Source organism: Bradyrhizobium acaciae (assembly GCF_020889785.1).
GTDB classification, from domain to species: Bacteria; Pseudomonadota; Alphaproteobacteria; order Rhizobiales; family Xanthobacteraceae; genus Bradyrhizobium; species Bradyrhizobium acaciae.
On the sequence record NZ_JACMYK010000004.1, the window covers coordinates 47,579 to 61,855 of the forward strand.

A 14,277-nucleotide genomic window follows, 5' to 3' on the forward strand; every position below is an offset into this window, starting at 1 on the left:
GCATCAATCGCTCAATGCCGGCAGTTGACTGCCGGCTGAATCTTCCGGCCGACCGCTCTGAATGCCACTTTTGCTTCGCGCTGCGCCCGTTCGGTTCGCCTGCGGTCTTCGGGCCCGCAAACGCTGGTTTCGCTGTTCGGGCGGACGGCCGCGGTCTCAGATCGCCCGCTCAGAAGCCCGTACCGCCAGAGCGCAATGGCCAGGAGAGTGCTGTTGGCCTCGCCAGAGCGAACGGTCACGCCTGCCAGTTTTGGGGGGTGGCGATTTCCCTGTTTGCCTTCAATTTGCACGATCAGTCCGGGGCGCTGTCCGAACTCGAAAGTGAATCCGGATGACCTCGGCTGGCGGATAGCGTCAGCCGGCGATTCGAATGAAAGCGGACAGACGCCGTGCTGATGGTGTCAAAGTGGAGACGAGCATGCCGCGCAACAGCGAAATGAAGCTGGGGCTGTTTCTGAATCAGGCGGGATATCACGAGGGCGCATGGCGTGACCCGGACGTGCCTGCAAATGGCGGGGTCGATATCGACCACTACGCACATCTGGCCCGGATCGCGGAAGATGCCGCGTTTCACTTCATATTCCTCGCCGATACGCCGAGCGTAATGGAGCCGGATCAGGCGGCGATAGCCCGTGCCGGCCGGAACGACAGTTTCGAGCCGATCACATTGCTGTCGTCACTCTCGTCAAGAACCCGCAATATCGGTCTCGTCGCGACTGCGACAACCACGTACCAACAGCCTTATCATCTTGCGCGCATGCTCGCCTCGCTCGACCACCTGTCGGCGGGACGCGCCGCCTGGAACATCGTTACCTCGGGCCACGAGTTCGAGGCGGGCAATTTCGGCCAGGAGAACCTTCCGGATCATGAAACCCGCTACGCGCGCGCAAGAGAGTTCGTCGAGGTGGTCAAGGGGCTTTGGGATACGTGGGAGGACGACGCTTTCGTTCGCGACAAGAAAACCGGCACTTACGTCGATACGACCAGGCTGCACCAGTTGAATCACCGCGGCCCATTTCTCTCGGTCAGGGGACCATTGAACGTCGCGAGGCCGCCGCAAGGTTATCCCGTGCTGGTCCAGGCCGGCGCGTCAGACGCCGGAATATCGTTTGCGGCAGAGTTCGCCGAGGTCGTATTTACCGCGCAGCCATTGCTGGAAGGAGGAAAGGAATTCTACGCGACGCTCCGAAACAAGGCTCGGGCGCTCGGCCGGGACGATGATGAGGTGTTGATCATGCCGGGACTTGTCCCGATCGTCGGAAAGACAACGCAGGATGCCGCAGAAATCCTCAGACGATTGCAGGAATATACGCACATCGATGCCCGGATGGGGCTGGCCCACCGCGTCCTGGGTTCGGTCATGGACCTGCGTACGATAGATCTCGATGCCAGAGTGCCAGATGTTTTGCCGCGGACAAATCTGGTCCAAAGTCGACAGGAGTTGCTCCTCGAGGTCGCAGCAAGGCGGAATATGACCTGGCGACAGCTGATCAGCTTCATATCCGACGGCAAAGGCCACCTGATGGTGTTGGGGACGCCGGACGAAATCGCAGACGTCATGATAGAGTTCCTGGATCATGATGCGGCCGATGGCTTCAACGTGATGCCCGCAACCGTTCCTGGCGGACTCAAGGACTTCGTCGAGCTTGTCGTTCCCGAATTGCGCAGACGAGGAAGATTCAGGTCCGGCTATTCCGGCCCGACGCTCAGGGAGAATATCGGCTTGAAGCGGCCGCCCAATGGCTACCTGCGTGCAAGTGGAGGCGCACGTCCTGAGCGCGACTGAGGTCTTCAAGCGCGGATCCGTCAGCGTTCCGGTTGTTTTCACCTGGAGCGCGCAGCCCAGGAACAGAATTCCGCCTGCGATCAGGGTCTGTATCCGAGCAAGGTCGTGATATAGCCCTGTTCCAGGAACGAGCCTGACGGCGAATAAGACAGCAACGATCCGCGCATACGCTTTGTAAATTCGTCGCGACGACGTCCGAGGGTGCCGGGAGCGCCTGCAGACGTCGAATAAAGATACCCCAGAAGATCATCGATGTGCCATTCGTGTTCGTAGTAGTGACGTAGTTCCGTGATCTCTGTGAACGCGGAGGCATCGAGCACCTGGCGGTGTGACACGGCCATCTGCCGTAACGTGCCTGGACCTGCCGGAAAACTCCCTCCCCAGAACTCCTGCATCTCTTTCCACATCGCGATGGTCCATCCATCAGGTCTGGAACCGGACCGCTCCCGGTCTATGACGGCGACACACCCGTCCCGCTCGAGCATCCGGCACAGCTTTGCCAGCACGATCTCTCGCTCCATCCAATGAAACGAACTTGCGATCGTCGCGATGCGGAACGTCGACGCCGGCTCGGGCAGATCTTCGGACCGTGACACGACAAACTCGATATTCATGAGTCCATCTTCCCCCGCTCTCCGACGTCCCTCCGCGATCATTTCATCGTTCGGATCGACGGACACGACACCCGCGATCGAACGGGCCAGTGGAATGCTGATCTGTCCGGTCCCCGAGCCGAGGTCGATCGCGCGACTCTTGTCATCGAGGCGGCAGACGCGAAGCAATGAGCGGAACATATCCGCCGGATAACCGAGCCTGTGTCGTGCGTAGTAGGGCGCCGCGCCGCGAAACAGTTCACTGGCTTTCGTCATACCGCGTTTCTTTCCCTCGTCTTCGACCGATGAAGTGGCATCACCGGAGCTCTTCAGGCGGATATGATCCTGGCCAGAATCGCTAGGCCGCGTCGCAGGTCGTCCTCATTACGCGTTTCGCAGTATGATATCCGAAGTCCCTGCATCGCTTCGGTCACTACCGGCTCTGCCGCGAACTGGATACCTGGTCGGACGAGCACGCCTGCGGCGAGAGCCTCCGACGCGAGGTCATTAGCGTTCGATCGCGTCGGGACCCAGACGTGGAGTCCCAGCGGTCCGCTGGCGAGATCAGGCCTTTGCAGGATGTCTGCCGCGATCGCCCGCCGTGATGCCGCGATCTGCCGGATCCTCGTGGTCGCGTCGTGCGCGGTTCCGTTCGCGATAAAGGCCTGGGCAAGTTCGGCCTGTAGTGCGGCGACGAACCACATCGACATCTTGCCGTACTTCTCCATCAAAGCGTCGGCATCCTGTGCTCGCGGAGCCATCAGAAACGCCACTCGCATTCCCATCACGACCGTCTTGGCCAGCCCCATCACATACCAGGTCAGCTCCGGAGCAAGAGTTGCGATTGGCGGCGGCGGATTTTCGACCATCAGCGCTTGTGCTTCATCCTCGATGATCAGGACGTTATACCGTCGCGCGATCGTGGCGATCGCGATACGCCTTTCGGCTGACATCACGGTCGCTGTCGGATTCTGAACGGTTGGAATCGTGTAGAGAACCTTGTTGGTGTTGATCGTGCGGCAGGCGGCCTCGAACGCGTCCGGCTTCAATCCTCCCGGATCCATCGGTATCCCTCTGATATTGAAGCCGAGGATCCGGGAGAGAGCCTGCATGTTGGGGTACGTCATCTCTTCGGTGAGCAACGTGCCGCTTTTGCTCACGAGTTGATTTAGCAGCAGGAAGAGCACGTTCAGCGTGCCGTTGGTAACGATCATCCGATCGATGTCCGGTACGAACGCCAGCCGCCGGGAAATCCATTCGGCACCGGCTCGCCGATCGTCTTCGGTTCCCCGGGGCCGGTTCGTTCTAAGAAGCCCACCGGCGTCCTTGCGGTGAATGCGTTGGTCTATGCTGCTTGCCAGTGACGCTTCCAGCTTCGCAACGATCGGCGGGACCGCCCGTGACAAATCGATAACGTCCTTAGCCATGGATACCTCCTGGCGCGCGAGGGGAGTCGTTAGGCGGAAATCATGGCCCGGATAGTCAAAGCCGCCGACGCTGCGACGCTGAACAAAAGAATTGCGATGTACATCAGTCGGCGCGGGGCCGGAACAGGAATGGGCGAGACGTGCAACAGGGAGAGTGCGGCAAACGTCCCAAGCAGCAGCCATGAGAAGACCGGCTGCACCACGAATGGCTCGGCCAGTACAAGCAGCGCAAGCAGTGGGACGTCGTAAGACAGCGGCAGACCCGAAAAGTATCGATCTGCCGACAGGCCAAACACCCCGAAATAGCTCAGACGAAGCGCGCCTGCGACAAGCAGCATCGTGCCAAGCGCGGCAGATAGGGGGCTCACGCCGTGCAACTGCAGCAACGTGATCGAGGGAAATACTGCGCCGTAAATGAGATCGGAGAAGCCGTCCAGATTTTTGCCGATCTTCCCGGCCGTTTCCGAGCGATTCCGAAGCCGGCGTGCGACAATCCCGTCGAGGTGATCTGCGAGCATCGCCCAGAGGGCTATCGCGACCGCAAGTTCTATGCGACGGTCGATCGCAAGAGACAGGGCGATGCCCGACAATATGACTCCGGACGCCGTTATCGCGTTGGCAGGGTCAAGAAAATAGCGGAGCATCGTTTTCGCTCGCTGGGTCAATTCAAGTCCGATGGTCGGCGTGCGGAGGCGGCGAATGCTGTTCCGCGAACAGCGCGTTCGCTATTCGAAGATCGTCAGCCGTGTCGATCTCCCACCAGCGCTCATGGTCACATCGCGCCGCGGCGAGTTGCAGGCCCCGTCGTTCGATCAGATATGCCAGAAGTTCTTCTGTATAGGACCTGGTGGCTCCTGATCTGATAATGTCGTCCAGGCCTGGAACGATCGTTGTCCGCAGGGCGAACGCGGAGAAGCGAAACAGGTTCAACGTCTTGAAAAGCGCTGGAGCGCGCGAAAGGTCGGCGCCAGACTGTTTCAGGCGAAAGCCGGAAATGAAGCCAGTTTCGGAGAGCAGAACCGCGGAGCCCTGCATCCTCGCATCGAAGGGCGCGACCGCCGCGACGGCGGACGCTTCGCTTTGATCGAAACGATCGAGGACGGCTTGTTCGAAAAAGACGTCCCCCTCCAAGAGATAATGATCTCCGCCGAGCAGCACATCGCGCGCCAGCCAGAGCGAATACGCGCTGCCGGTCTGGTCGAAAACAGAGGACTCGATGTAGTCGATCCGGACGGAGCCGAACCGGGCCCCGCAAGCGTATTGGATGGCATCTTTGCGGTAGCCGACGACGATCGTGGCGCTTTCCACGCCAACCGCCTCCAGACGTCGCAAGGCGTTTAGGATGATCGGTGTTCCATTGACTTCGACAAGTGGCTTCGGTCGCAGATCCGTGAGTGGCCGCAGGCGGGAGCCGGCCCCCGCGGCAAGTATGACCGCATTTTTCGGAGCAACGTCAGTCATCCGGAATCTCCCTTCAGTATGTCGGATGCTCGCGGGCTTTTAGGCTTGGCCGGCCGATGCCGCCGTGAAGCGCGGAACTTCTTCCCTCGTAGGGTCCGGCAATCCGTTCTGATGGGGTACGCCAGGCCCTGCAACATCGTGCGACGCTGCTCTCGTGGCGCCGCTCGAAACGACCTTGAGCCCGCATGGATGGGCTCATTGTTCATGGTGCTGAGGATGAAGGTAGTTTGCTTCCGCGCGGGCGAGCTCGTCATACCCGAGCAGTTCGAACACGTCGTCGAGGGTCGCGATATTGGGCTCGATGCTGGCGGTATTCTCCTCCGCGACGATGCGGTTGCAGATCTGGCGCATCGCGGCCATCGCGGCTCGCATGGAGTGGTTGGCCCAGATCACGGTGGAAATGCCCGCTCTGCGGTACACCGAGACCGGTGTTCGATAGTACTTCGTTGGTACGATCACGACCGGCAATTTGTTCTGCCACGCTCGCGTGAACGCGAGAATCTCGTCGGCGGCGCTTCTGCGGGAGTGAATGAGAATCGCGTCGGATCCAGCGTCCGCATAGGCGTGGGCGCGCGAAATTGCTTCCTCGACTGCATGCCCCGCGATGAACGATTCGATGCGGGCAACGAGGACCAGATCGTCTGCGACCGCATCCTTTACAGCGCGCAGCCGCCCGGAAAACTCGTCAATGTCGGCGAGCGGGTGTCGATCGCCGATGAGCGAGTTGGTTTTGGGAAAACAGCTGTCTTCCAGCGTGACGCCGGCAGCGCCGCATTGACGGAGCTTCCGGGCCAGCATGCGGGCATTGTTGAAGTTGCCGAAGCCGCCGTCGCCGTCGACCAGAACCGGCAGCTGGCTCGTGTCAACGATCCGCTCCACGACCCCGACAAGCTGACTCCAGGACGCTTCATTTGCGTCGCGATAGCCAAGGCAGGATGCGATCGACAGGCCGGATGCCCAAAGTCCCTTGAAGCCTGCGCGTCCGGCGATCGCCGCGGAGAGCCCATCATGCGCTTCCATAAGAAACGAGATTTCGCTGCTGCAGCAGATCTGGACGCGCATCATGTCCGCGAACGACTCTCTTGCGGGCGAAATAGGACGATTTGCGGAGGCGGTACGTGCTCGGACCTGCATGCGAACCCTTGTGCATCTGAACGGCCGGGTGCGGCTGACCAGCCGATGCTCGCTATCGGTGACATGTGGACGTCATCTAGATCAATGACGAGTGTTGGTAGTTGACCTGATGTGGAAAATGGAGGTGCCGGCTGATGCCAGCGCGTTCGATCCGGCCCAGTGAAATCTGCAGCCTTGTAAGGCATTCACAGAGCGCGTCTGCCTGCGAACTTGTTTCACTTGATGCCGCAGGAATTCGGCTTCCGTCTTCATACGTCGCGCCTTCTGGCACGAGCGTGGACATGGTGCGCCTGAAGCGAAACGACGAAGCGCACCCCGAACCGCCGGCGACGTTCCGATGTCGAATGTGCGACGTGAGATTTTTCACATCGCCGTTAAGCGCGTTTACGATCAGGCCAGCGCTGTTGGCATGATCCTTGATTGAAACAATCAGCAGCAGCATCGGCTAAAGGAGCGGCAGTGGTTAATCGCACAATCGTCGACCATTTCCGGATTGTCTGTGTCGGTCACGACGTCGTCCGTTTCGATGAGGCGAGCGATCGTGCCATCAATGCGACCTCGTCGGCATGATCGATTACTGGATCGCAGCCCGCGATAGTATCGCTGCGCGTTCACGCAGCGGCGCAGCGCCTGTACCTGCAGGCCATAATATTCGTGGGACAGCCATCTTTAAACGGCTCGAAGCCGAGATCCGGCGCATGGACCTGGAGGGGCCGGCCGCCGTCGACTGGAGCAAGGCCAATATACTGGCCCTCGATATTCTGTCGAAGCGGTCAAAGGATATCCTGGTTGCCTCCTGGCTCTCCTATGGCTTGTTTCGGGCGGAGGGATATGAGGGTCTTGCCGTCGGTCTCGGCATGTTGCGAATGATGGTGGAGGCGCACTGGGACGCGTTATTTCCGCCGAGCAAGCAGGAAAAAGCGCGCGCCGGAGCGGTGGAATGGCTGCTTCACCTTGCGCCCGCATTGGCCGAGATCGAGCCGACCGACGCCGATGCTTCAGCAGTGGTTGCAGCCTGCGATGCTCTGGAGGGGCTCGCTCGCGAACTCAGGGAAAAGCTGGCCTACGGACGGGTCGCGCTGAACGTTTTGTCGCGTTCGCTGCAACCGTACAATGAGCGAGCGACCGTGGTGATCGCGACCGCGGCTGAAAACGCGACCCGAGCCATCGAACCGGATTAGCATCGGGGTAGCCGCCGTAGGCGGTCGAACGTTCGGTACAAGGGCAGATCGAAACTGCGCTTCGGAAGCAATGCCGGCGGCCTGATGCACAGCTGCTCATGCTACCGGACCGGCCTTCCGAGAATTGCGCGAGTACAGTCGACCGATTGTTCATGGCGCTCCCATCATCGGCAACCAGCATTCGCACGTGCAGAGTTTTGATGGGCATGGCCGGTAAACACGTCGTGGCGAGCACGATCGCTCGAACGCTCCAAAACGGAGAGCGACGGTATCGGGGGCGGACTAGTGTTCATGTGATCGCAAAAGTTGATTGTTCCATCACCTAAATGCGGGAAATCTCGAGTGGCCGAACGCGTGCAACTACAAATCGTCACAACCAGGCCGTTTCCTTGGCTTCACATTCAAGAGCTTGCGGGGAAAAGTGATGTCAGGTGCCGACTGGAGATCAGAAAGCGCATATCAGGATCTGAGGAAAGCAGAAGCCGCCGACATAGCCTGGGAGTGGCTGCGGCGTGATCGCGAGTACCAAGAGGACTACAATGCCTTGAGCAGGAAGGGACGATCTGGTGCCGCAGATCAATTCCGACTGAAGTGGGGACTGACGTTTCGCAGCTGATCCGAGAAAGCCCTTTGGCGAACAGGCCGTTTTCTGGGCCCCTGAGGTCTTGCCGACAGTGCTGACCATCCGCACGGCGAGCGGTTCGGCCGACTCGGTTCGATACAGACTGGATTTCGCCGAACTGGCCGGCAGCGAGCTCCGGCAAGCGGCGGATGGCTGGCATGCCATCGTGTCGATCGGAGGAGCAAAACATCGGCTGTGGCTAAGTGAGCTTTCGCCAGGTAGACCGCCGATCGCCATCGACTTGCCGCTCGACCGCAACTTCGATGTTCGTTTGCGGGCTGCTCATCGATTTTGGCTGGCGCTGGAACAACGCCGTGTCGGACGTCCCCCTCTCGCCCAGTCGGGTGACACGCGGGACCGGCACATACTTGGCCTGCGTGCAGTGGATGGATGGCTCGAAGGCAACAGCTACCGCATGGTCGCTGAAGGCCTGTTCGGCAAGTCTCGCATGCCGGATCGAGGCTGGAAAACACATGATCTGCGCAGCCGAACCATTCGACTGGTCCAGATGGGACTGCGCCTCATTCGCGGCGGCTATCGTGACTTGCTTCGTCAAAAGGGCAAAGGCAGTGACGATACCAGCTGAGCTCTGGCTGGTTGGGTCAGGTGTGTGCCATGCCCCAAATCAGCAGCACGAAGGAGCGAATATGTTCGTACGCAGAGCACCTGAGCACACCGTGGCTTTGAGGGCGACCATGTGAGGACGAGTTGGCGGGCTGATCCTGCGTACGCTTCTTAATGCAGTGAAGTTGAACGTCTTCATCTCACTTCGAGGCCGGTGCCTCATGCGCAACCATCGCGCCGAAGTCTTAGATGAGAGCATCGGTGCGGCTCTCTGGCTCGCGATTGGTCAGCTTGCGGAAAGCTAGCCCTGCCATCCTGGGCTCGTGGGAATATCTCTCGGGGCTGATCTGCGACAGAATCAAACGTAAACATCGTCAAACGGAGTTTTGAGATGGTTCGAATTCATGATGCGCTCGATACGGCAAGGTCGGCTTACAGCAATACATCAGGCGCTACCCAGCAAGATGAAACCATAAACCAGCACGCCTTTGACCAACAGCTGGACGAGATGCAGCCGGAGCTGGGTGAACAAGCCGGTGCAAGTCCCTCCCATTCTATTGCTTCGGACGAGGTGGCAGATGTGGTCAGCCAGCAACCTGATCTGAAGCTTATCGTCATTTCGAACCGCCTTGCACCCTTCGATCCCAATAAACCCCAGACCGGTGGCCTCGCCGCGGCCCTCGAGCCGGTGGTAGAACGTTCCGGTGCGGTTTGGGTGGGCTCCTCGGAGAAATGCGGCGACGGGACTGACGAGCCCCTGCCACTGGAGCCGACCGGCACAGGCTATGTCTCCCGGCTCGATCTGCCGGCCGCTGACCATCCCGGCTACTATAGGGGTTTTTCGAATTCGACGCTGTGGCCGGCATTGCACTCCCTGCCGGACCGGATGTCGGTCTCGCAAGACGATTATGACAGCTATCAGAGAACCAACGGTTTTATTGCGCGTGCCGTCTTCGACGTACGAGATCGGGACGTATTCTGGGTGCATGACTATCATTTGTTTCCGCTTGGAGCCCAACTGAATGAGCTCGGAATCGACCGGCCGACCGGCTTCTTCCTTCACACGCCGTGGCCCGCGCCCGCTATGGTCGAGCGCGTGCCCAATCATCGCGAACTGATGAAGTCGACGCTGAACTATGACCTACTCGGATTCCAGACGAACCGAGATCTGAACAACTACTCGGCCTACCTCCGAGCCCATTTCGGGCTGGAAACCAACGATGGCGTCGTCACCACGGAGCGCGGTGAGACGCGACTGAAAAAGTTCCCAATCGGGATCGATCCTAAGCAGTTCGCAGACTATCTCGCTGCGGATCTCTCTCCAGCAGAGCAGGAAAAAGTCTCGTCGCTGTTGCAAAACTTCGAGGGATCGAAGTTTGCGATCGGCGTGGACCGGCTTGATTACACGAAGGGTATCGACAAACGGGTCGAAGGGTTCAATCAGCTTCTAAGGACGGAACCCCACAGCATCTCGCTGCTGCAGATCGCACCGTCCTCGCGCGCCGATGTCGAACAGTATCAGAAATATAAGGAAGACGTGGAGAGCGCGATCAATCGCGTCAATGCCGAGCATGGCACAGACAAGTGGAGCCCGATCCACTACAAGAACGATTCGTTCAGCCAGGCGGCACTTGCGCGGCTTTACCGCGCCGCCCATGTCGGTGTCGTGACCCCGTTGCGCGACGGCATGAATCTCGCGGCGAAAGAATATGTTGCGGCACAAGACCCGAAGGATCCCGGCGTGCTGGTCCTATCCAAGTTCGCGGGCGCAGCCGAAGACTTCAACGAGAACGAAGCGCTTCTGGTGGATCCGAACCACCCTGAAGAGATCGCAGCCGCTATTTCGAGGGCGATTCACATGCCACTTGAGGAGCGTGTCACCCGCTGGCGCTCGATGATGGACAAGATTGAATCCTATACGATCCACGATTGGGCGGCGGACTACGTTAGCGAATTGGACAAAAGCCGCGTCACTGTTCCGGCTGATCAGTTCCACCATCTCGGTCTTGGCTGGACCAACGAAGCTCACATGCCGCTGTACCAGAATTATGCCACGGCTTTGACTGCTTCCAACGAGGTCGACCCCGGAGATGCCGCCTTGAAGGAGGCCGCCTATGCAGACGTTAAGTCAAGCTTTGAGGCGCTGGCGGCGTCATTGATGCATACGCAGGACAGACTCTGGGTGCTGCCGGCACCGGACAGCTTGGCCTAGTTCTGGTCGCCTAACAGTCCGATGCCGAGGAGGACCGACGGGGTGAACAGCACACGGCGGATTGCGCTTCTGTAGCAGGCGAGAGGCACAAACAGGACTGGCGGCTGGCGCGGTGCTTCGGCCCGCGCTGGCCCGCATGATGAACACAACGCCTCAGTGGATCCTTACAGTCACGAATCGGAGATCACCATGCGCACTGCCCTCAGCTTGATCGCGATTTGGTTGCTGATCAACGTGCTGCTCTATGTCATGCTGACCCGCGTCGACAAGTCTGCCCGATGATCCAGCTCGGAAGATATACTCGCATTTTGGAGCTAAGCGTTCCGATGGCCGGAGGCGGGCGGTGCCCTGTTTTGGTACTTGGCCAGAAAAGATTCGACGGTGCTGTCTGACACTCGGTCTTGCCGACATCACGCTTGTCTGCTTGGCAACCAATGTCGACAAGCAAACATCCTCGTGCGGCCTAAGCGGCTGAAACTTGCGGCGCTTTGGTCGGCATGCAGCTTGCAGGATCGCTCCGCGAGATAGCGCGAGCCGAGCCATGTCATGCGTTGCGTAACGTTCCGTGGCTTCTGCTTGACGCGTCAGGCCCGCGTGGCCGCTCGACCTCAGCCGGAGCAAGTCCATGAACACCTCAGTCCTCTCCGCAGCGCTGCTTTCGATTGCCTGCGTCACCTCCGCCGCGCTTTCGCAGGAGCGTTCACTTTCAGAGGAGCGAAAGACTGCCGCGGTCACTGAGGATCCATTCCTCTGGCTCGAGGAGATCGAAGGACAGGGCGCTTTGGCATGGGCCCGTGCCGAGAATGAGAAGACACTCGGCGTGCTCCAATCAGATCCTCGCTATCACCGTTTCTACGAACAGGCGCTCTCAATCTTGCAGGCCAAGGATCGAATTCCATACGTATCCCTGGGACGTCGCGGGTTGGAGAATTTTTGGAAAGACGAGGACCATGTCCGCGGCATCTGGCGGCGCACCACGCTTGAAAGCTATCGTCGCCAAGACCCACGGTGGGAAACCATCCTTGATGTGGACGCCTTGGCGGTTGCCGAGAACAAGAATTGGATCTTTCAGGGCGCCAGCTGCCTGCCGCCTGACGAGCGCCTCTGCCTGATCAGCCTTTCCGACGGCGGCAAGGATGCCGCGTCCATACGCGAGTTCGATGGCAAGGCAAAGAGCTTCGTTGCGGATGGCTTTTATCTTCCAGAGGGCAAGCAAAGCGTCAGTTGGGTCGATCGGGACACGCTCCTTGTTGCACGGGACTGGGGCGAAGGCTCCTTGACGCAGGCCGGCTACCCCTTTGTGGTCAAGGAACTCAAACGCGGTCAACCGCTCAGCGAGGCGCGCGAGGTCTTTCGCGGCGAACCCAACGATGTTCGGGCGTTACCCTTGGTGCTTAGAGACAATGAAGGACATGTCCATGCGATGGGGGCCATTCGCGCGATCGGGTTTTTTGAGCATGAGTATGTGCTTTTCCGCCCCGATGGCCTCGTCAAACTCAATCTGCCGAAGAAAGCGGAGATCGTAGGCCTCGTGAGCCATCGCCTGCTTGTGAAACTTGACGAGGAGTGGACGCCGTCGGGGGACGTCAACTTCAGTGCCGGCTCGCTGATCTCGTATGACTTGACCGAATGGAAGGCGGACCCGCTGCGCGCGAAAGCCTCGCTTGTCTTCAAGCCAGGGCCTCGTCAGGCCCTGAGTGGGCTTAGCTTCACAAAGAACCTGTTGATCCTGACGATCCTGGATAACGTTCAAAGCAAAGCCTTCGTTTACAAGTACAATCAGGGAGCCTGGTCGGCGACACCCATCCCGCTGCCAGAACATACCAATGTCGGCGTGACAGCCGCTTCCGACGAAGCGGATCAGGCCATGTTCGCTGTCTCAAGTTATCTCAGGCCAACGTCAGTCTGGTATTTTGATGCTAAAACTCAAAAACTCGAGGAATTGAAGACGACACCTACTGCCTTCGATGCCTCCAGGCATATCGTAGAGCAGTTCGAAGCGACTTCGCGTGATGGCACGTCAATTCCATATTCTCTGGTCCGACCGAAAGACGCGAGATTTGACGGCGCCATTCCGACTCTTCTTTATGGCTATGGTGGGTTCCAGGCTTCTCTTCTGCCCTCTTATCTAGGCCCTGTGGGGCGGCTCTGGCTCGAACAGGGCAATGCCTATGTGGTTGCAAATCTGCGCGGGGGCGGCGAGTTTGGCCCGCAATGGCATCAAGCAGCCCAGCTGGCGGCGAAGCAGACGACGTGGGATGATTTCATCGCCGTTGCCGAGGACCTGATTCGCCGCAAGATCACAAGTCCGCGCCGGCTCGGCGTCATTGGCGGCAGCCAGGGCGGGCTCCTCGTTGGCACCGCAATCACCCAGCGGCCCGAGCTCTTCAACGCGGCGATCATTCAGGTGCCGCTGTTTGACATGCTTCGATACACCAAACTGGGTGCCGGTGCCTCCTGGATCGGCGAGTACGGCGATCCTGATTTTCCCGAGCAGCGCGCGTGGATCGAAGGCTACTCGCCCTATCAGAAACTGGTGCCGGGCAAGCCATACCCCGCGCCATTCATTCTTACTTCCACCAAGGACGATCGTGTGCATCCCGCGCATGGTCGCAAGGCTGCAGCAAAGCTCGCCGCCCTGGGCCAGCCTTACTTCTATTACGAGAACATCGATGGGGGGCACAGCGCGGCGGCCAACCTCATCGAAGCGGCGCGTCGACTAGCCCTTGAATACACCTATGCATCGAGGCGGCTTTTGTTCTGAATAAAGCCGGCGACGGGTCAATCGAACCATTCTCCAGTCCATTCATGATGCCTGGTCATTACATCCGTCAGCTGACGAATCGAGGCGAGATGCGAAGTGATGCCCAGAACCAGCCAATCGGCGGACCTGATGTTGCAAAGTTTAACGGGAACTGGACGAGTTCGGCAAAGCTAGAGCTGCTCGGACATGAGACCGCAAGTCCAGCTTGTCATGCAAGTTGGCTTGCAAGGCGCTTCCTCATGAAGGATCGAGCTTTTGCTGAGCCAGATAGGCCATGAGTTGGCGTTCTAATCTCAAGCTTGGTTTTAGTTTTGACGTGAGAGAGCGCAGCGATGAACCCTGCACCGTAGATGGTATCTAACTGTGCCTCAGGCGCACCGGATCTGAAGGGATATGTGCCAAGATCGACGGCTGCTCGACCGGCTGGGCAGGGAGCCAGGTCGTTGAGTTCGCCGTGACAGGGCCAATACCTGGGAGGTCTCGTCGTGGCCAGTTCCGGCAGTGAACGACGGCGGTCGTCGATGCCTGGGAAA

12 protein-coding genes are annotated in these 14,277 nt (G+C 59.3%); 6 read left to right on the forward strand and 6 right to left on the reverse strand.

Features of this window, described 5'->3' with window-relative positions; genetic code table 11:
- Positions 1-418 precede the first annotated feature (418 nt).
- A complete protein-coding gene (locus H8A92_RS03360; RefSeq protein WP_229194440.1) occupies positions 419-1,786 on the forward strand; it encodes an LLM class flavin-dependent oxidoreductase in 1,368 nt (455 codons plus the stop codon).
- Positions 1,787-1,866: 80 nt separating this feature from the next.
- Here H8A92_RS03360 and H8A92_RS03365 read toward each other — a convergent pair whose 3' ends face one another.
- The 6 genes from H8A92_RS03365 to H8A92_RS03390 form a co-directional block, all read right to left on the reverse strand.
- Positions 1,867-2,655 carry a class I SAM-dependent methyltransferase gene (locus tag H8A92_RS03365; RefSeq protein ID WP_229194441.1) on the reverse strand — a complete coding sequence of 263 codons (789 nt, stop codon included), beginning with the start codon at positions 2,653-2,655 and terminating at the stop codon, positions 1,867-1,869.
- 53 nt (positions 2,656-2,708) lie between these two features.
- Entirely contained in the window at positions 2,709-3,806 is a 1,098-nt protein-coding gene (locus H8A92_RS03370) for an aminotransferase-like domain-containing protein (protein WP_229194442.1), read from the reverse strand.
- Positions 3,807-3,835: 29 nt separating this feature from the next.
- Positions 3,836-4,450, reverse strand: coding sequence for a CDP-alcohol phosphatidyltransferase family protein (locus H8A92_RS03375; RefSeq protein ID WP_229194443.1), 615 nt, complete (start codon positions 4,448-4,450; stop codon positions 3,836-3,838).
- 22 nt (positions 4,451-4,472) lie between these two features.
- Positions 4,473-5,267: a phosphocholine cytidylyltransferase family protein gene (locus tag H8A92_RS03380; protein ID WP_229194444.1), complete on the reverse strand. Its 795-nt coding sequence runs from the start codon at positions 5,265-5,267 to the stop codon at positions 4,473-4,475.
- Positions 5,268-5,462: 195 nt separating this feature from the next.
- Positions 5,463-6,332 carry a phosphoenolpyruvate mutase gene (aepX, locus tag H8A92_RS03385; protein WP_229194445.1) on the reverse strand — a complete coding sequence of 290 codons (870 nt, stop codon included), beginning with the start codon at positions 6,330-6,332 and terminating at the stop codon, positions 5,463-5,465.
- A 145-nt stretch (positions 6,333-6,477) separates the two neighbouring features.
- The gene (locus H8A92_RS03390; RefSeq protein ID WP_229194446.1) at positions 6,478-6,843 is read right to left on the reverse strand and encodes a hypothetical protein; all 366 of its coding nucleotides are present in this window, start codon (positions 6,841-6,843) and stop codon (positions 6,478-6,480) included.
- Positions 6,844-6,967: 124 nt separating this feature from the next.
- Here H8A92_RS03390 and H8A92_RS03395 point away from each other — a divergent pair, with 124 nt between their 5' ends.
- The 5 genes from H8A92_RS03395 (at position 6,968) to H8A92_RS03410 (ending at position 13,744) form a co-directional block, all read left to right on the forward strand.
- Positions 6,968-7,582, forward strand: coding sequence for a type VI secretion system ImpA family N-terminal domain-containing protein (locus H8A92_RS03395; protein ID WP_229194447.1), 615 nt, complete (start codon positions 6,968-6,970; stop codon positions 7,580-7,582).
- A gap of 424 nt (positions 7,583-8,006) precedes the next feature.
- On the forward strand, positions 8,007-8,198 hold the full coding sequence (locus tag H8A92_RS41160) for a transcriptional regulator domain-containing protein (RefSeq protein WP_420831282.1): 192 nt from the start codon (positions 8,007-8,009) through the stop codon (positions 8,196-8,198).
- Between the two features lie 58 nt (positions 8,199-8,256).
- Positions 8,257-8,790, forward strand: a complete 534-nt coding sequence (locus H8A92_RS03400; RefSeq protein WP_338026495.1) for a DUF2285 domain-containing protein — start codon at positions 8,257-8,259, stop codon at positions 8,788-8,790.
- Between the two features lie 369 nt (positions 8,791-9,159).
- Positions 9,160-10,980, forward strand: coding sequence for an alpha,alpha-trehalose-phosphate synthase (UDP-forming) (locus tag H8A92_RS03405; protein WP_229194449.1), 1,821 nt, complete (start codon positions 9,160-9,162; stop codon positions 10,978-10,980).
- A 625-nt stretch (positions 10,981-11,605) separates the two neighbouring features.
- Positions 11,606-13,744 (forward strand): prolyl oligopeptidase family serine peptidase, encoded by a 2,139-nt coding sequence (locus H8A92_RS03410; protein ID WP_229194450.1) that lies wholly within the window; start codon positions 11,606-11,608, stop codon positions 13,742-13,744.
- Positions 13,745-14,277 lie beyond the last annotated feature (533 nt).